We start from the raw sequence: 18,771 nt of genomic DNA, 5'->3' as shown, positions 1-18,771 counted from the left end.
TCCGACGCCGGCCCATCCCGGCGCGGGCACAGAGCGCACGCAGCCCCGCGAAACCGTCGCAGGCGGCGAGCCCCTGGCCGGCCAGCTCGGAGAGCGCCGTTTCGAGCTGGCTCGGCAAGAGCCGCAGGCGCGCCAGGAGATCTTCGAAGAACAGCGCCCCGCCCGCGCCCAGCGCGGCGCGCACGGCTTCTGCGGCGGCGGACAGCACGGCGGCGGGCTCGGGGGATGTTGTGATCGCTTCCCAGGCGGCCAGGTCCTGGCGCCGCAGGAGCGTGACCGGAGCCATGCGCGCCGTGGCCGCGGCGCCCTCGCCGTTGGGTAGGCGCCGCCGCCATACCCCCTGGCCGGACAGGCAAAAGCGATCGAGCCAGTCGGGGTCGTAGTCCGAAAGGCGCGCCGGGAGGAGGTCGGCCTCCCAGGCCGGTGCCGGCGCCTCGAAGCACATGAGCCGCTCCAGGACCGCCGCCAGGGCCGCCTCGCCAGAGAGGCGGCTGTCGGCGCTCACATGCTGCCAGGCGAACAGGAAGCGCATGAAGTCGGCGCCCGAGACCGGCTCGATCTCGCGGCGCAGGCGATCCACGGTGTAGTGGTGGATGCGCGCCAAGAGGCGCCGGTCGCACCACTCGATCTCGCCCCCGCACTCGATCTCGCCCCCGGAGAAGGAGCCGCGCAGCACGGCTCCCTGCGCTTCCAGGGCATGGAGCGCGGCCATGACCTCGTTCTCGGGGACACGGAGATCGCGCATGAGGGCCGCGGCCGATACGGGTCCGAGCGCGCCCAAACGGGCCTTCAGCACCTCGGTGAGGGCCGCCTCGCGCTCCCAGTGGACCCTGGCGTACTCTTCCGGGACCCGTACAAGGGTCTCAGTCGCGGCTTCGGGATAGAGGGCCAGGATCTCCGGCAGTCGTTCGACGGCGACCCAGAGGCGCAGGCCGGCGGCGGTCAAGACGGTGGCGCGGCCGGCGGCGCGTAGCTCGGCGAAAAGGCGCGGCCAGGCGCCTTCGCTGGCCTCTGCTTCGGCTTCGTGGAGGAAGCCAAGGGTGAGGAGCGCGTCGTGTAGCTCGTCGGCGCTCTCGGCCTCGGGCCACGTCTCGCGCCGCACGCGCTCGATGGCCTCGGGGTCGAGCCGGCCGAGATCGGCCGCCGAGGCGGGGTCCAGCCAACGCCGGCTCGCCACCGCCCGGGTGCGGCGCTCCTCGAGCGGCGCGTCGTCCAGGAAGGCATAGGGCTTGGCGTTCAGGATCTCCTGGGCGAGCGGCGAGGGCTCGGTCAGATCACGGGCGATGACCCGCGTCTCGCCGCGCGCGATCTCCCCGAGGAGGCGTTCCAGCCCCTCGATGTCCATGGCCTCGCTGAGGCAGTCGCGCAGGGTCTGCTGCACCAGGGGGTGGTCCGGGATCTCGCGTCGGCCGGCCACGTTCTCGATACAGGCGGCCTGGTCCGGGAACACCGCGGCCAGGAAGTCGTCGGCCAGGATGCGCTGGAGCTGGGGCCGGACCTTGCGTGCCCCGCTCCGGCGTGGGACGGCCAGTGAGATGGTCGCGTTCCAGCGCCAACGGGTCTTGAACAGGGGGGCGTCGAGGAGCGCCTGGGTCAGGACCTCGCGCACCGTTGCGGCGTTGAGGTAGCCCGGGACCTCGTCGAGCGGGAAGCTGTGCCCCTCGCTCAACGACAGGACCACCGCGTCATCCGTGGCCGCCGCCTGCAGCTCGAAGTTGAACTTGGCGCAGAAGCGTTTGCGAAGCGCGAGTCCAAGCGCCCGGTTGAGCCTCTGGCCGAGCGGTGCGTGCAGCACGAGTTGCATCCCGCCGGCCTCGTCGAAGAAGCGCTCGATGACGAGCGTCCGCTCGGTCGGAATGACCCCGAGCGCGGCGCGCACCGCGGCGAGGTACTCGACCATCTGTCCGGCCGCCGCCTCGTCGATCCCGCCTTCCTCCATGAGCCAGCGGCGCGCCTCGTCGGGACCGCCGCGGGCGAGGCGTGAGTCGATCCCTTGGCGCAACCGCGAGACCGCGGCCGACAGCGCCCCGCTGCGCGACGGGGCCTCGCCGAGCCAGAAGGGGATGTTGGGGGGCAGCCCGCGGGCGTCCTCCACCCGCACCACACCTTGCTCAACGCGCAGGATCCGCCACGAGGTGTTGCCGAGCTGGAAGATATCGCCGGCCATGCTCTCGATGGCGAAGTCCTCGTTGAGCGTCCCGACGAAGCCGCCGCCCGGCTCCTCGCGGACCTCATAGTCGGCGATCTCCGGGATGGCCCCGCCCGAGGTCACGGCGATGAGACGCGCACCGCGCCGCGGGCGCAGTCGGTGGTTCACGGCATCGCGGTGCAGGTAGGCGGCGCGCCGTCCCCAGCGGCCGCTGTAGCCTTCAGACAGGAGCCGCACGACGGCCGCAAACTCGGGGCGGGTGAGCGCGCGATAGGGGTGAGCCCCGCGCACCAGATCGAAGAGCCGGTCCTCGTCGTAGTCCTCGCCGGCGACGATCGCGACGAGCTGCTGGGCGAGCACATCGATGGCACCCGGCGGCACCGTGAGCCGGTCGAGCTCCCCCTGACGGGCGGCCTCGAGGAGGGCGCTGCACTCGATGAGATCGTCGCGGCTCAAGGGAAACAGCCGGCCCTTGGGCAGCCCCGCGATGGCGTGGCCGGAGCGCCCGACGCGCTGGAGCAGGGTCGCGATAGAGCGCGGGCTCCCGATCTGACAGCAGAGATCGACCTCGCCCACGTCGATGCCGAGCTCGAGCGATGCGGTCGCGACCAGGGCCCGGAGGCTACCCTCTTTGAGCCGCGCCTCGGCGGCCAACCGGTGTTCGCGCGCCAGGCTGCCGTGGTGGGCCGCGATGCAGGGTGCTTCGCCGGTCGTGTCCAGGCGCTCGCTCAGGTGCCGTGCGACGCGCTCGGCCATGCGCCGGGTGTTGACGAAGACGATGGTCGTGCGGTGGCGCGCTATCAGATCGGCGAGACGGTCGTAGACCTCGCCCCATACCTCGTTCGACATGACAGCCGCGAGCGGGCTTGGCGGCAGCACGAGGCCCAGGTCCCAGGCACGCCGGTGGCCCATGTCCACGACGTGGCACGGGCCCTCGCCGCAGAGATAGCGGGCGACCTCATCGATGGGCCGCTGGGTGGCCGAGAGCCCGATGCGCCGCAATTCCTGACCTGCCAGGGCATCGAGACGCGCCAGGCTGAGCGCTAGGTGGGCGCCGCGCTTGGTCGCGGCGACGGCATGGACCTCGTCCACGATCACCGTGTGGGCGGTCTCGAGCATCGCCCGCCCGCTCGCACTGGTCAGCAGGATATAGAGGGATTCCGGGGTCGTGACCAGGAGGTGCGGCGGCGAGCGGCGCATGCGCAGGCGCTCGGCCGCGAGGGTGTCGCCGGTGCGCACCCCCGACCGGATCGCGATGTCGCCAGACCCCAGCCGCTCGAGCTCGCGGCCGATCCCCGAAAGAGGCGCTTCGAGGTTGCGATGGATGTCGTTGCCGAGCGCCTTGAGCGGCGAGACGTAGACGACCGCCGTGGTGTCGGCGAGCCCTCCACCCTCGGCCTCGCGCACCAGTCGATCGATGACGGCGAGAAAGGCCGCAAGCGTCTTGCCCGATCCCGTGGGGGCCGCGATGAGGGCGTGCCGGCCTTCCAGGATCGCGGGCCAGGTCTCTATCTGGCAGGGCGTCGGCGCCGCGAACCGGCCGCAGAACCAGTTCCGGATGGCCGGGTGGAGGTCATCGATTGCTCGCAAGCTAGTCCGAACTTCTTCTTCGGGGGGTGGTGTTGGATTGACCGCGTTGTACGAGTCGGGCACGGTGGACCGCGTCGCATCCGGGAGAAACCCCGGGCGCTATGTTCACCCGCTATGTTCACACACGGGGGGCCGTCGCGTCCGGGCACACCTTACCCATCCGCCGGGGTTGAAATCAAGGGCCCGGAATGAAAGAATCGATGTGGGGCCGGGAACAGAGGGATGAGCGTTTGGCCTAGCCCATTCTTCCGCGAGGCTGCCGCCAAGGGAGTCCTGTCGTGAGTTTCTGCCCCGAACCCCAAGATGATAACGCCTGGTCCAAGACTATTCAGGGTGTGTCGTTCCCGCGGAGCGGCCACACCCTGCTGATTCGGCTGCTGCTCGCGTATTTCGGCTCTGGGTTCAACTACTGTGAGTTCTATAACGGCTGCCGTTCCTGGACGTGCCGGCGTCCGCTCAGCAACTTCCAAAAATGTCATGACTTGCGCCTCGACACCCCGCAGCGGCCGGACCTCCGGTACATCATCCAGATCCGCCACCCCTGGCCGGCCATCGTGTCGCAATTCCGACTCAAGCTCGCTCGATGCTCCGTGGAGGACACGATGGAGAGTTGGGAGCGGCACCGCCGGAAACAGCTGCCGTACTACTCGGGCTTCGTCGCGCGCTGGGCGCTCGCGGGTCAAGGCCTGCAGCGGGTGTTGGTGCCCTACCACCGGTTGGTCGACCGGCCCGTCGATATGTTCGCGGAGATCGCCCGACTGTTCGCCAACAAGGTTGACGTGGATCGCGTCCGGTGGGTTGTCCAGGAAAGCGATGTGCGCGAAAGGCGGCGATGGGCCGACTTCCCCTACACCACCGATGCCGCCCTCGCCGAGGCCGAAGCGATCAACGTCCTTGATTTGCCGTTGTTGTGAATACCCCGGGCCATCCAGGACCTTTGCCGCTCTGCGTAGGACCGTTCGCAGGTCCCCGGAAGCCACGGCGTATAGTGCATCGGCCAACGCTCCCACCGGACCGGCGTCTGGCAGTGAAATTCTGATCAAACGAGGCCGAGCAATTTGGCGTCGTCGCGCAGCCGCTGCGAGGCGTACTCGAAAATCCTGTAGTCGATCGGGTTCCTGGACTTGAAGAGCTCGACGGTCTCCCCGTTCAGCGAAGAATCGTCACGCGGCGACGTGTTCAAATGGGCGACTTCGACACGAGGATTGCCGGTCTCCGCTGCGAAGACATCGACCGCGTGAGCTGGAGGGCTTCCATGGTGCCTACCACCAAGTATGCGTCGAGGCCTCCTTCCAATTGCTCTCGTCGACATCCAGGTACTTCGCCATCTGGTTGCGCCCGTACTCGAGCCAGCGCTCCAGCGGCTCCGGCCATTCCTTGCCGACCTTTGCGCCGGTGATAATACGCGGAGATGTGGCGCTCGAGCGGATCGCGAACGGTCGTCACGAGACGGCGCCGGCCGGAGGCGATGTGGTCGCCGTAACGCTCGAAGGGCCGGCGCCCCTCGCGAACGAGATGGCCGTGGACGAAGCAATTCGGCGGCAGTGCGTTGAAGTCCAGGCGCCTTCTCGCGAACTCGGCGGTCTGCTCGGGAGTCGGGTAACTGTCGGTCTGCTGGCGCCTCTCCGGGAGCCATTTCGAGCAGGTGTCAATGAACGAGACGCCCCCGCACTTGGGAAGATGGTGATAAAGGTAAACGAGGCGCTCCATGATCAGAATGGGGGAAGGTCTTTTTTAACGACGAACAATCAATGGGTTAGGTACAGAATGGCTAAGACCATGATCTGTGCGCGCGTTAGTATTGCGCTGAACCAACCCCGAGGCGATATCGGTGATCACTACAGAGTTCAAAAAGTCGTTCCGCGACCGTTGCAAGGACCCCTCCGTCCATGCCCCCGCCATGCTGGCGGAGCGGGGAATCACCGCGGTCTATACGGAGTTCCTGAAAGCGTACAGCGATTTCAGCACCGTCGATGGCGGCGCCCACGTCGCGTATCACACCGAGAGATTGGCCGTGTTGCCCGGATGCCGGATGGTGTTTGCCGTCGAAGCGGATCCGAACACGTTTCAACGCTTGGTTCAGCGTGTGAAGTTCAAGAAGCTCGCCAACATCAAAAGCATCGAGGCTGCGCTGCAGGAGAATCCCCGAACCGAGTTCGTGGAGTTCATGTCGAGTACCACGCAGCCAGGCCGATCCGGTGTCGACTGCATTTGGAAGGATGATCCGAACTTCCAGTACACAAAGGTCCGGGTCGCAGCGACGACGATTGACCAGGCTGTCGAGGGGGCAACCAGCCCGATCAAGTTCATCAAGCTCGACCTTGAAGGCGGGGAATATCCCGCGCTCCTGGGCGCGACGGCCACGCTGTGCTCGGATCGTCCACTGATAGCGTCGGAGTTCAGCATCCGTTCGCCAAAGCTCAAGCGCTTCACCATCGAGGAGTACATCGAATTCTTCCGCTCGATACAATATCAACCGCTCACCTTCTTTGGCGAGCGGCTGACGGGCGCGACTTTCTCGGAGTTCCACTACATCTTCATCGTTCCCGTGGAACACGAGGAGTCGGTGCAGCGAATCATCCGGTTAACGGTATTGACTGTCGTTTGAAGATGGTACGATGCGGGCGCGGTCCGCTCCGAACGCAGCGCGAAATAGAGGAGTTGATCAATCTCCCTTCAACGAAAGTCGAAAGGCAGCCCCGTGCTGCGGTGACAACGCCGTCCGGTTCACGCGTGCTCGGAAGGCCGGCGCCTCCTTCTGTTCAATGGTGCCAGGACATCCGCCACTCAGACCAACGGCCATCCTCGTACGGTCGGAGCCACAAGCAACCCCAGGGGGTCCGGGTGTCGCCGGTGCGCACCCCGACCGGATCGCGATGTCGCCGGACCCGAGAACCAGTTCCGGATGGCCGGGTGGAGGACATCGATCGCTCGCAAGCTGGTCCGAATTTCGTTATCACCACGCACAGGGCGGGGAGCGTTTTCACCAATCGCGTGACAGGGACATTCTGGACCCCGCTTCCCGGCGGGGCGAGGACCTCGGCCGCCCGTGGTCTCAGCGCCGACGGGCGCGTTTCACCATTCCGTGCTCGCTTCGTATCCGAGGCGGACCAGTAAGTCCCCTGCGCACTCTCTGAACAGCGTCCTGAGTAGAGGCGTGAATTCCTCATCCCACTGTCTCACCGCACCGCTACGCACATGGCTCTTCCCGCTTTTCGAGCGGTGCTTGATACTCTTCGCTTCGGCCAACGCAACCCCGCGCGCGACCAACGCCGGTGCGAATCCATAGTGCTCCAGCAGCCTTCCGAAGGTGTTGGCCTCTTTTCCGATGATATCTTCGTAGCGCAGTTCCATGATACGCGGATTTGCGAAGTTCCAGCGACGCATTTCATCGAGATGAGGGATTCGCCAGATCAATTCCACGATCATGCCCCGTTCCCGGTCCAGCGTGCCGAGATACTCCTGGTACGATACCGCGCGCGGCAGCCTGGACGGCAGTGTCTCGACGTAGCGCCCGAAATAGGGATGCGCGACCAGATGTCGCCACTCGAATCCCGGATCGATGCACCATGCTTCGCGCGTCCATAGATGATAGTAATAACCGGAAACGACGAGATCACGCGGGTCTCGAATGAAATGGCTGCCTCGGTACTCCGGTAGTCGTTCCCAGGCGATGTCGCTGCGGTTGTTGACACTGAGAACTCGCTGACGCGGGTCGTTCAACGCCGCCTGCTCGAATCGCGGATAGTCGGAAGTGAAGTGTTCATAGTAAAAACCGAACTCGGCGGCGAGCGCCCGCACGACCGACTGGTAATACGACGTCAAGCACTTGTGGTAGGAGAAATGAGTGACCAGATTGCATCCCGGCGCCTTTAGCGTTGTGTAACGCTTCAGGGCGGAACGCAAGCGGTACAGCGGATCGACCAGGCAGCGGGGAATCGAAGCAGGCATTACGCAACCCCTTGCACTAAACAACCACCGTGAGGGTTGCCGGTGCCGTGGAATCACCGTGGTAGTGGTGGCCAAGGATCTCGACAACGACGTCCTGGTAGTGCCCGAGGGGGAACCGCGACCGGGCCCGGCTATAGCTCCTCACGCGCAGGATCCGGCTGGAACAGATAGAGCTCCTTGCCGCCCGCTTCCCGAAGCGTGGCTATGATCCGTAAGTCGCCGCGCTCGCGGAGGGCGCCTAGGATCTCGCCCTGCATGCGTGCCGCGGGCATTCGATGGTGTGCGAACTTGGACAGGTAGACCCCCCCTTCTTCCTGCGCGAACACGAGATCGATGTCGGCGAATTTTCGCATCAGTGCCGGCAGATCGCCCTCGCGATTGTCGTGGACCGCCTGTATCGCCAGCCCCTCGCGATCGACCATCCATTGCAGCCCATCGGCGGTGATCGGCGCCGGGGCCGTGACCCAAAGCCGGCGCGGTGCGGGCATCGGCGGCAAGGTCCGGAGTGCGCCGACGAGCTCGCGGTGCAGCCGCGTTAGATCCGCCAGCCTCGGATCGCCGGGCCGTCCTTCCGCCAAAGGCCAGCGGAACGCCGACATGCCGGCCGCGACCAACAGGAGCAGCGCCCCCGTGGCGACAGGCACCCGGCCGACCCGTTGTGGAAACACCTCAATCAAGGGAACGATGGAATACACTGCTAGGAAAATTAGCCCTGCGCCAAAGGCTGCCCCGAAATACGGTGATTTGGTGGGCACGATGGTGGGCAAGGCGTACAGCACGCCGACGCCGAGTGTGAACGCGACGAGGCGTACCAACGGTTCGCGTGACTGCGCTCCCACTGCCCGGGCTTTCGAAAGAGCCGCTACTATCCCAGCCACCACCAGCGACAGCAGCAACGGCCCTTGGTAGCCAAACATCGTAATGCCCGCGCCCCCGAAGCTGTAATAGGCGAGGTGGTACCACCAGTCGCCCGGCGTGAGCCAGATATAGACATCGCGGCCCAGCGCGTTAATATAGATGTAGCCGAAGATCTTGCGCCACGCGAGGGCGTAGTAGGGCAACACCACCAGGGCGGCGGTGGCGCAGATGATCAGCGCCGCTCGGATCGCGGCCCGCCACGACCAATCCGCCGGCCGAGCATAGCGGTCCGCGATCGCGCCGAGGACCACACCTGTCATCAGGGCGATCGCGGTGACCGGAAACGTAGACGTCTTGATGAGACAAGCCGCGCCGAACGAGGCCCCGACCGCGATCAGGTGGCGGGTGCTCGCCCCGACCATTTGCTCCGTCAGGAGCAAGCCCATCGCCCCGCCCAGCACGATGCCCCAGAAAGGGTCCGGCCGGAACTGGGTCACGCCCACGGTCAAAAGCGGAATCGTGCAGACGTACAGACCGATGAGCAGCCGCTCTATGGCCATCGCCCGGCTCGCGAACCGGCTCGCCCACAGCAAGGCCACCCAGGGGATGAAGAAACTCGCGAGGTAGGGAACGGCGAGATCGACCCCGCCGATCGCGAATGAGCCGGCGGCCAATAGCTCCGGAAACGGCGCCCGCGGTGGGTCCTGCAAGAACGCCAGCAGCGTATCGACGGGCCCGAGCTCGCTCCACCGATGTAACCAGCGGAGCGCGGCGTTGAAGTAGTTGATGTCGTCGTAGCGGGGCGGCGCGGCCAAACGGCCCACTTGCGCCGAGCGTTGTACTGCCCAGCCGGTCAGCGCGACCGCCACAAACAGCCACAGGAGCGCCATGGCCGAGCGCTGCCGACTGCCCGTTCCTAGGGAACGATACACGCCCCATCCGCCATAGCAGGACAACGTAGCGACTTTAGCGCGATCGTGCTATCGGACGGGTAGGCGCCCGTGCCGACGAGCGAGCGGGAACCGACCTTGCCCATCTGGTAGACCAGGACCGGCCGGCAGATATCGGGGGAGGCCTTGATCTTGTTGCGACTCTGGCATTCATAGCAGTGATCGACCGGCGCGAGGCATGAGGTTGTCGTTTACCGATCCCGCCCCGCGTGAAGCGGATTGAAGTAAAGGGCACGCGATCCATCGCGGGCGATCCGCACCGCATCGGCAATATCGATCCTATCGAAGGCGCAGAGCTTGCCCTCGAAAGTGGCATTCAGGATGGTCCGGCCGGCGGCGGTGAACGCGGCTCTGGCCTTACGGTAGCCGCGCTCGGACGCCGCCAGATCGGGCAGGTTCCAAGGGCTCTGCCTGTCGAAGTACCCCGGGTCGAAATGGTCGCGATCCGCCCCATCGTTGCGCACCAGGGCGTGGGGTCTGCCCTTTGCGGTGAAATGATGGTCCACCCCCACCAGGATCACCGGGTCGGCCCCCGTATAGTAGGCGAACTGCAGGGCCGCATAGGTGACGGTGCCCGAGATCCCGACGCCCCGGGTGATGTCGGTGGAAAATTCATCAGAGGCCAAGTTTAGAAAGAAACGGGCCTCCGGCAACTCGCTCCTTCGCACGAACCAGCGGCTCTGCCAGGACAGGTACAGGGGGATCCCGAGCCGGGCAAACCGTAGCGCGTGCTGCGACAGGACGTGGCGGTTCATGCACAAGACCATGGTGGGTCGCCATCGCACCCGCGGAAACAGTAGGTCGATCTTGTTCATGCCGATGGCGGGGATCCCCGCGAGCTCGTCGAGGGGAGTGTGGTTCAGGCTCGGCCCGTTGCCGACCACCAAGAGGGGCCGGCCTTCATGGCAATGTTTCAACCACGAAAGGGCTTGCGCATGAACGGTGCGCCGGTACAGCCAGCCATCTAGCCAGTAGCGCGCGGGCCGCAGTCGCCGAGCGGCGCCCGCAGCCGGATCCGCGATGTCGCTGTAGGCCCGCCCCGATGACACGGTCAGGATAGCCTGTCGAGCACGCGCCGATAGGCACGCAGCCGCCCCAGAGCGGCGCGGAGACTGGCCGAGGCATCGGGATGATGACCGTCGAGATAGGCCACGATCCCGGCCCGGCTCCGGTTGGTCAGGGCCCTGGCCCAGCGCTTGACCTTCGTCACGCCGCGCTGAACCTTCGTCACGGAGCGCTGAACCGTCAGGCCCAGCCACGGGATCGATCGAGTCGGGGAGGGACGCTCGATCGCCCTGCGCGCGGCCTCTGCGAGGGTCTCTGCGTCGGCTGTCACTCTCATGGCGATGCAATAACCCCAGGCCCGCGGGTTGCCGAGGTGGCAGGGGTAGGGCACGAGCCGCCGCCACCGCCGCCCCGCTTTCATAAATTTTGGCCCGAAGCGCGTCGGCGGGTGCCATTCGCTGACCCAGACCCGATAGCCCTGTGCGACAAGCAAGCGCGTCACATCGTGCAGGGGATAGCCACTCTGCTCGTTGAAGGCGCACATCACGAACCGCGGCCGGCGCTCTGCCCCTAGGATCTCTTGCAGGGGGACGTCTTTCAGGATCTCGAGGGGGGGGCTGTCCACCATGAGGAGATCCACACCGGAGAGCCCGCGTTCCTCGATCAGCTCCCGTACCGCCGTGGTCGCGACGCGGTCCCGCGGATCGATCACGAGCCCGGATCTCGACCCGAAACGCCGCGCCAGCTCGGCCCGGGCGGTCGCGTCCGGTGCCAAGGCGTGTACCGTGAAACCGCCCGTCAAGAAGGGTGCGAGCGTGTCGTGGGCCCGGCCGCCCACGGCCACCACGATCCCTCCCTCGGTCTGGGACAGCACCTCGGCCACGAGCGCCCCCTCGTTGATGGTGAGGCGGGCTCGACGCAAATGGCACCCGCAGAGACCCGCATCGTCGGAGCTCCCGGGCTTGACGTCGCGCGCGAAACCATGTTGGCTCGCTGCCTCCGAAAGGCTCGCGTGTAGCCGTTCTCGGACCGCCTTCGCCGGGTGCCGCTCAAATGCGAAGGCCCGCCCGCGGGCGCCCAGGGTTCGGCCATAGTCCGGGTCGCCCGTGAAGCGCCGCAGCGCGGTTTCCAAGAGCGCCGGATCGCGCGTCGTCACTACTTCGGCCACACGGTGCTCGGCGAGGTAGGCGACCGTGGCGATGGCCATCGGCCCATAGGCCACGACCGGTACGCTTGAGGCCAGGCATTCAGGCATCTTGTTGGCCATCGAGTAACGCACATAGGCGATGCTCCGTGCGTCGAAGTTGTACGCGATGAGCAGGAGGTGGCAACCGATCAGGAGCCTCCGGTAGCCCTCCTCCGATATCCCCGCCTCGTGCACCGACACCCCTCGGAATCTCCCGAAGACCGCGTCAGCCTTGGCTTTCCAGGTCCGTGTCGTATGGATCTCCAGCCGTACCCCGATCTCCCCGTGCAGTTTATCCACGACCTCGGCGACATCCATGAGGCTCCGCAGTCCCATGTCGTCCGCCAACCCCCCGACATACCGCGTCAACAAGGACTCGGTGGCGGCACGCCGCGTCGCACGCTCGTCATCGAGCGCCTCCCACACCGCCGGCTCCACGCCGTTGGCGATGGCCTGAAACCGGAGCCCGTAACGGGCCTCGAAGGCCGAAGACATCGCCTCGCAGATGGAGAGGCGCACCGCGCTTCGCTCGAGCAACCGGGGGAGCCGCCGCGCCAAGCTGTCGCTGCCGTAGAGGCCACGCGCGCCGGCCCTAGCCGGCCAGTCGTCCATCAGGTGAGTGCAAAGGGGCACCCCGAGCGCGTCGATCGCCCGTAGCGCGAGCTCATGGAAATAGCGAGGGTGATCATGGGGCCGGAAATAGACGACGTCGGGATCGAAGGAACGGCACCAGTCGATGGCCTCCACGGGATCGCTGGGGTCGCCGAGCACCGCGGGCACCGCACCGCCCCGGTACAGCCCGAAGCACCCGTGCCCGGCCGCAAACACCTGGGCCAGGCGGCCTTCCGGCCACCCCGTGAACAGGGTCTTTTTGATCTGTCCCGTGGCGGAGCTCGACCCGAGACAGGTCATGTCCAGGATCAAGACCCGAGGGAAGAGGGACATCGTCCCCGCGCCGTCCACGGCCCGAAACAGCGATTCATAGTCGACCCGCTCGAAGACCTCGAGCTTTCCGCCTATCGTGGCGTTGCGGATCCTGACGCCACGGGCCTCCGTCACGCGCCGCGCCTCCTCGTAAGCCGCGACCATCTTGTCGACCTGGGGATCATGCCAGCGATAGCCCTTCCCGAAATAATCCGGATGGAAGTGATTGGGGTCGTCGGCCTGCATGTCGAGGACCGCCACCCCATAGTGATCGTGTCTCTCCACGGTCTTCGGGATCTCGTAGCTCGCGTCCACCCCGACCAGATAGATCTCCGGAAAGCCGAGATAAAACGCGAGCTGCATGCACGTGAATGTCACCGTGCAGCCGGTGTAAGTGATCCGGCTCGCGTCGGTCGAGAACTCGAAACCCGTTGGGCTCGGGCGCGGCCTGTGGTTGAAGAAGAGGGTATCCGGCCCCTCATCGAGACAATAGGCGAGATTGAACGGGAACAGCTTGAGCGGGCCTTTGATCGCATTGATCTCTTGGGCCCGGTCCTCCGCCACCAGATGGTCTTCGACGACGTAGAAGGTCGGGGTGAAGCCCATCTCTTCGAACTTCAAGAACAGGCCGTTCACCCCGAAGGTGACCTCATCGCAGAGCTTCGTGAGATCGGTGCGATTGAGGCTCGGGCCGTTGCCGATGATGAAGCAGCGCCCCTTGCCGGCGTATTGCCGGCGCAGCTCCCGTAGCCGCGGCGCGTACTCGCGTTTCCACCACCATTCGTAGATCGCGCGCACCCGCTTCAAGCCGGCCACGCGCTCTGCGACGGGAACGGCCTCGGTCGGGAAAAAGATCCCGCCCCTGAGCGGCAACTCCTCGATGAGACGCTGCTCCTCGATCTGGAGCTGCGCCGCTCGATCGCCCGTCTTCGACTTCATCACGGACCGCGCCCTGTGCCGCATTTCTCACCGCTGCCGGTCGCTGCGCGGACCTGACTGGACACGCCATCGCCCTCGGCCGTCCGCTCTGCATCGCGAGACGCCACCGCATGCGCGACGTCGGTCCCCGTATCGATACGGCCCCTATCGATGCGGGCCACATCGACACCGGCCCCATCGGCACCGGCAACGTGACCCGCCGTCACGGGCTCGACCTTGCGCCTCCTGCGCGCACGACGACGGGGTTCGAAGGCGTCCCGGTAGGCTATGACGACCTCCTCCGCCGGTCCCACCGCTCGCGTGCAGCCATCCTCGAGCCACACCGCGCGGTCGCACAGCTCCAGCAGCGTCTCCGCGTTATGGGAGACCAGGACCACGGTCTTGTCGGAGCGGATCTTCTCCGTCATGACTGCGGCGGACTTCTCGCGGAACTGCGCATCGCCGACCCCGAGGACCTCATCGATGAGCAGGATGTCCGGGTCGAGCTGAAACGCGACCGCGAAGCCTAACCGCGCCCTCATGCCCGCCGAGTACTCGGCGATGGGCTCATCGAAGAAATCGCCGAGCTCGGCGAACTCGGCGATGGCGTCGATCCGCTCGGCGATCTGGGGCCGCGTCAACCCGAGCATCATGCCGCTCAGCATAGCGTTCTCCCGTCCGGTCAGATAGGCGAGAAACCCGAGCTGCAAGGCGAGCAGGGTGGCGCTCAGGGGCTCACCGGATATCGAGCCCTTGTCCGGGCGCGTGATACCGGCCAGGATCTTGAGCAAGGTGCTCTTGCCGCAGCCATTGCGACCGATGACGCCGAGGGACTCGCCGGGGTAGAGGTCGAACGATACGTCGTTGAGCGCCCAGAAACGCCGGCGCCGGAAGAAGCCCTTGCGCAACCAATACGAGGCCCCGACATGGCGCAAGGAGAGGACCGGCTTCGCTCCCGGCCCCATTCAGTCCACCACCTTCGGATAGACCCGGTCGTAGCGCGTCAGCACATAGATCGCCGGGACCACAATGGCGCAGGAGAGGAGCGCCACCAGGCCCAGGGCGCCGAAGTCCGGCCATCTCTGATGGATCAGGATCTCCCGGTAGCTCTCGATGAGATTGGCCATGGGATTGATGTAGAACCACGGCCTGGCCCACTCGGGGAGGTGCTCGGCCGGGAAGAACACCCCCGAGAGGAACATGAGCATGCGCAGCCCGTAATCGACGAAGTTCCTGAGATCGGGGATGAAGGGGATGAGCGCGGCCAGGAGATAGGCGAGGCTGCCGGAAAACACGAATTGGACCGCGACGATGACGACGAGGGCCGCGTAAGGCGGCGAGAAGCTCAGGCCATAGACGATGCAGAACGCGATGAGGAGCAAGAGCACGACCACGAAGTGCAGGAACGCGATGAGGATCGCGACGGTGGGAAAGACCAGCTTGGGGATGTAGACCTGGCTGATGAGCGATGCCGCCGCGCGCACGGTGTTGGCACCCTTGGAGACCGTCGTGACGAACCACTGCCACACCGCCACCCCGATCAGGAGGAACGGGATGAAATCCTCGGTCTCGGTCTGCAGGAATAGTCCGAACACGACATAGTACGTCGCCATCGCGACCAGGGGGTCGATCAACCACCACAGGTAGCCGACGTAGGTGTGCGCCGTATCCGCACGTATGTCGGCGTAGGTCTTGTACAGGATCAGATCGAAATAATGCTTGTCACGCATAGCGGGGCCGAGAACGCGCACAGATTACCATGTCGAGGCGCCATCGGCGCCTTCAGAGCGGGTCATGCAGCCTGTTCGAGATGCCGCCGTCGACTCGCAGCACCGCGCCGTTGATGAAGCCCGCCCTGGGCGAGGCGAGGAACAGCGCGCACTCTGCGACCTCCTCCGGCTGCCCGATGCGCCCGACGGGGTGCATCTCGCCCAGTTGCCGGCGGGCCTCATCACGGCCGGCGAAGCCGGCCTCGAGCATCGGTGTCGCGAAGGCGGCCGGCGCGATGGCGTTGACCCGTACCCGGGTCCCCAGCTCGGTGGCCATGCTGCGCGTCATACCCTCCAGGGCCGCCTTGCTGGTCGCATAGCAGCAGAAGCCCGGCTTCGTCACCTTTGCGTGGACGCTGGTGATGTTGATGACCGATCCCCGCGCCCGCATGAGTTCGGGCAGGAGTCCCTGGGTCAGCAGGAAGGGCGCGAGCAGGTTGACGCAGAGGCTCCTCTGCCAATCCGCGATCGACAAGGCTTCCACCGGCCCGAGTACCTGACAGGCGGCGTTGTTGACGAGTACCGTAAGGCCCCCACCTTGTTTGGTCATGGTCGAAAGCGGCCCACGGATGCGCTCGAGCACGCTTGCCAGTCCTTCCGCGGACGCGCACGGGGCCTCGAGATCGGCCTCCACGAAGGCCTCGCAGTGGGCCGCGCCCTGCACGCAATCGAGCCCGATGACCCGATAACCGGACTCCCCGAAGCGGCGGCACAGGGCCTGACCCAACCCCCCGGCGGCGCCGGTGATGAGGGCGACCTCGGCCACCGCTAGCCGTCCCCGAGCCCCAGGAACTCGCAGAGGAGCCGGATGGCGCGCTCGCTCGTGCGCCGTACCGCCTCGGCCGTGTTGGAGGCGTTGTGCGATCCGAAGACGCAGCGGGCGAGGCCGCGCAGCGGCGAGGACGCCGGCAGCGGCTCGACCTCGAATACATCCAGCGCCGCGGCGTACACCCTGCCGCGCACCAGGGCGCGGTGGAGCGCCTCTTCGTCGATGAGCCCCCCACGTGCAACGTTGACGATGCGCACCCCGGGCTTGACCCTGGCGAAGAGCCCTTCGTTCAGCATGTGCCGGTTGTCCGCGTTCAGTGCGCAGGTGAAGCAGAGGAAATCACAGTGCTCGATCCCCGACGGCCAGCGCGCGGCCGCTACCTCCGGCAGGGCGCGATCGGGCTTGAAGGCGGGGTCATAGGCGAGCACCGTCATCCCTGCGGCGCGCGCCCGGCGCGCGAGGTTCCTGCCGATGTCGCCGTAGCCCACAAGCCCCAAGAGCTTGCCTTCGAGCGAGATGCCCCGCGGCTTGGGCCAGGCGCCCCGGCGCACCTCGCGGTCGATGAAAAAGGTCTCGCGGGCGAGCCCGATGAGGTAGCCCATGGCCACATCGGCGACCTCCGATCCGAACATCTGGGGCGTGTTCGTGACGGGGAGGTCGAGCGCCCGCGCCGCCCTGAAATCGACGTTGTCCACCCCGATCCCCCATTTGACCGCGGCCCGCAGCCGCCCGGCCCGGCCGGCCTCGAGGACCCGAGCGGTGGCGGGATCGTCCCCGATGATCCAGCCCTCGAAGCGCGGCACGAGCCCGATGAGCTCCTCTTCCGAGACACTTTGCACCACCTCCGGGCAGTAGACCCCCACGCCACGCTCGACAAACCGCTCACGCAGCTCGTCCATCATCCCGAGCATGGGCGGGCAGGTGACGAGCACCATGAGCCCTGCCGGGTCCTCTGCGCGCCCTATCATCTGATTCAGGTCATCTGATTCAGGCCACGTGATTCAACGGTCCGTCGCGCGCGGCTGGCGGCGAGCAACTCGGCGAGCCGCCAGTCATCGGGTTCATCGATGTCCACCGATTCGAGCCGCGGGGTCTCGAAGAGCAGCGGCCGGTTCCCGATGCGCGCCCCGGTGCGGGCGAAGCCCTCGGCCGAGAAGAGGTACAGGCACGAGTTCTCTTCGAACCAGGGCTCCAGGTCCTGGGTGCGCAGGAGGTTCTGCGGGTCGTGGTTCACGGCCGAGCCGTCACCACGGTACAAGCGTGCCTGCAGGCGGTTGACGCTGAACAGGGAATCCGCCTTCCCGCCCCGGCATGCTTCCCGGTAGGCGGCGAGCGCCGAGAGCATGGTCGCCGGGCTCAGGAACGGGTTGGTGGTGTGGGTCATGAGATAGATCGGCGACACGACGGCGCCCACATCGTCCGCGATGATGCGGTTCATGCTGACGAGGTCGCCGCAGATCTCCGCACGCCGGTCCCGGATCAGCACCCGCTCCGAGCGTATCGCGGGGTCCGTTTCGAGCAGGGTCCGGGCATCGGTGTTGATGACGATCGTGCCGATGGCCGGGATCGAGAGCAGGGCGTCCAGCATCCAGCGGAACAAGGGCCTGCCCCCCAGGAGGCGAAAGTTCTTGCCGCTGACGCGCTGGCTATGCGCCTTCATGGGCAGGAGCGCGACCAGTCCCTGATCTAGCATTGAGCATCTACCATCAGGGGGCATCTACCATCGGGGGAATCTACCAGGGGGGCGCTATCCGCCATGGTGTATCGCTTTGCGGTCGATCGATTTCTCGTCCTCGCGGTAGAGGGCGCGCCGGGGATAAAAATAGCGATCCTTGCGCTCTCTCGAGAGCTTGCGGTGCTCGTGATTGCCGCGATAGGAGCCCAGGTACTGCATGAACCTGAACATCACGATCTCGCGGGCGGTGCGGAGAAAGCACCGCTCCTGCAGGCTCCCGCCCATATCCAGTAGGACCCCGGCGATGAAGTATCTCAGGAAATCGGTGAAGCTGATATGTACGTCCGGCATGATCTTCTGGAGCGCGACGGCCTCGCGCTCATAACGGTTCCTGATCTGCGACCACGACTCATCGTGCAGATGGTACACGGCCGCGGGCGCCACGTAGGCGATCTTGAGCCCGTCGGCAGCAAGCCGTCTGGCGAGGTCCATGTCCTCGAGCCCGGTCAGCTCCTCGTCGAAGGCGTAGCGCTCCCAGACGTCGCGCCTGAGCGCCGCATTGGCGTTGTTGCAGAAGATCCCGTCCTGAGGGATGCGGCTCGCCTCCGGGAAGTACTTCTTAAAGAGCTGGCCCTCGCTGAAGCGGCCCTCCCCGTTGCCCATCTGCCGGCCATAGGCATAGTCCGCGGAGCCGTCCGCGAGCGGGGCGATGAGCCGGGCCAACCAGTCGCTCGCGACGGGCAGGCAATGGCCGCTCACGAACACCAGGTGCTGGCCGCGGGCGGCGGCGCAGCCGCGGTTGAGCGAGCGCCCGAAGGTGAACTCCTCGCGCCCGATGTGCAGGATCCTGCAGCCCTCGCCACGCGCGATGGCGAGCGTGTCGTCGGTGGAGCCCGAGTCCACGACCAGGGTCTCGACCCGGCCGTCCTCGAAGCGCTGTGCCGCGATGCGTTCCAAGAGGGTGCCGAGGTGGCGGCCCTCGTTATACGTCCGGATGACGATGCTGATGTCCATGGATGGGCGCGGC

Annotated in this window: 15 protein-coding genes; 2 read left to right on the top strand and 13 right to left on the bottom strand. The window is 66.2% G+C overall.

Annotation, left to right across the window (positions count from 1 at the left end):
- The coding region (locus tag M3461_11460) for a DEAD/DEAH box helicase (GenBank protein MDQ3774925.1) at positions 1–3,802 on the bottom strand (3,802 nt) is incomplete at its 3' end.
- Positions 3,803–4,074: 272 nt separating this feature from the next.
- Between M3461_11460 and M3461_11455 the strand changes: the two genes are divergently transcribed.
- Positions 4,075–4,653 (top strand): hypothetical protein, encoded by a 579-nt coding sequence (locus M3461_11455; GenBank protein MDQ3774924.1) that lies wholly within the window; start codon positions 4,075–4,077, stop codon positions 4,651–4,653.
- Between the two features lie 125 nt (positions 4,654–4,778).
- On the opposite strand, the gene M3461_11450 is transcribed toward M3461_11455, so the two are convergent.
- Together M3461_11450 and M3461_11445 are read right to left on the bottom strand one after the other, a co-directional pair.
- Positions 4,779–4,922 carry a hypothetical protein gene (locus tag M3461_11450; GenBank protein ID MDQ3774923.1) on the bottom strand — a complete coding sequence of 48 codons (144 nt, stop codon included), beginning with the start codon at positions 4,920–4,922 and terminating at the stop codon, positions 4,779–4,781.
- Positions 4,919–5,449 carry a sulfotransferase family 2 domain-containing protein gene (locus M3461_11445; GenBank protein MDQ3774922.1) on the bottom strand — a complete coding sequence of 177 codons (531 nt, stop codon included), beginning with the start codon at positions 5,447–5,449 and terminating at the stop codon, positions 4,919–4,921. The genes M3461_11450 and M3461_11445 overlap by 4 nt, the downstream gene beginning before the upstream one ends.
- A gap of 121 nt (positions 5,450–5,570) precedes the next feature.
- On the opposite strand from M3461_11445, the gene M3461_11440 reads away from it, so the two are divergent.
- Positions 5,571–6,347 (top strand): FkbM family methyltransferase, encoded by a 777-nt coding sequence (locus tag M3461_11440; protein MDQ3774921.1) that lies wholly within the window; start codon positions 5,571–5,573, stop codon positions 6,345–6,347.
- A gap of 467 nt (positions 6,348–6,814) precedes the next feature.
- On the opposite strand, the gene M3461_11435 is transcribed toward M3461_11440, so the two are convergent.
- The 10 genes from M3461_11435 to M3461_11390 form a co-directional block, all read right to left on the bottom strand.
- The gene (locus M3461_11435; protein MDQ3774920.1) at positions 6,815–7,690 is read right to left on the bottom strand and encodes a sulfotransferase domain-containing protein; all 876 of its coding nucleotides are present in this window, start codon (positions 7,688–7,690) and stop codon (positions 6,815–6,817) included.
- 131 nt (positions 7,691–7,821) lie between these two features.
- Entirely contained in the window at positions 7,822–9,480 is a 1,659-nt protein-coding gene (locus M3461_11430) for a hypothetical protein (protein ID MDQ3774919.1), read from the bottom strand.
- Positions 9,481–9,689: 209 nt separating this feature from the next.
- A complete protein-coding gene (locus M3461_11425) occupies positions 9,690–10,547 on the bottom strand; it encodes a hypothetical protein (protein ID MDQ3774918.1) in 858 nt (285 codons plus the stop codon).
- A gap of 2 nt (positions 10,548–10,549) precedes the next feature.
- Positions 10,550–13,552 (bottom strand): DUF115 domain-containing protein, encoded by a 3,003-nt coding sequence (locus M3461_11420; GenBank protein ID MDQ3774917.1) that lies wholly within the window; start codon positions 13,550–13,552, stop codon positions 10,550–10,552.
- Positions 13,552–14,496: an ABC transporter ATP-binding protein gene (locus tag M3461_11415; protein MDQ3774916.1), complete on the bottom strand. Its 945-nt coding sequence runs from the start codon at positions 14,494–14,496 to the stop codon at positions 13,552–13,554. Before M3461_11415 ends, M3461_11420 begins: the two co-directional genes overlap by 1 nt.
- Positions 14,497–15,261, bottom strand: a complete 765-nt coding sequence (locus M3461_11410) for an ABC transporter permease (protein ID MDQ3774915.1) — start codon at positions 15,259–15,261, stop codon at positions 14,497–14,499.
- A gap of 52 nt (positions 15,262–15,313) precedes the next feature.
- Positions 15,314–16,066 (bottom strand): SDR family oxidoreductase, encoded by a 753-nt coding sequence (locus M3461_11405; protein MDQ3774914.1) that lies wholly within the window; start codon positions 16,064–16,066, stop codon positions 15,314–15,316.
- Positions 16,067–16,068: 2 nt separating this feature from the next.
- Complete coding sequence (locus M3461_11400; GenBank protein ID MDQ3774913.1) at positions 16,069–17,037, bottom strand: phosphoglycerate dehydrogenase; 969 nt, start codon at positions 17,035–17,037, stop codon at positions 16,069–16,071.
- Positions 17,038–17,042: 5 nt separating this feature from the next.
- Positions 17,043–17,762, bottom strand: a complete 720-nt coding sequence (locus M3461_11395; protein MDQ3774912.1) for an acylneuraminate cytidylyltransferase family protein — start codon at positions 17,760–17,762, stop codon at positions 17,043–17,045.
- A 54-nt stretch (positions 17,763–17,816) separates the two neighbouring features.
- Positions 17,817–18,758 (bottom strand): glycosyltransferase, encoded by a 942-nt coding sequence (locus tag M3461_11390; GenBank protein ID MDQ3774911.1) that lies wholly within the window; start codon positions 18,756–18,758, stop codon positions 17,817–17,819.
- Between the last annotated feature and the right edge of the window lie 13 nt (positions 18,759–18,771).

The sequence above is a fragment of the Pseudomonadota bacterium genome, assembly GCA_030860485.1.
Lineage (GTDB): Bacteria > Pseudomonadota > Gammaproteobacteria > JACCXJ01 > JACCXJ01 > JACCXJ01.
This window is presented reverse-complemented; position numbering and strand designations above follow the sequence as displayed.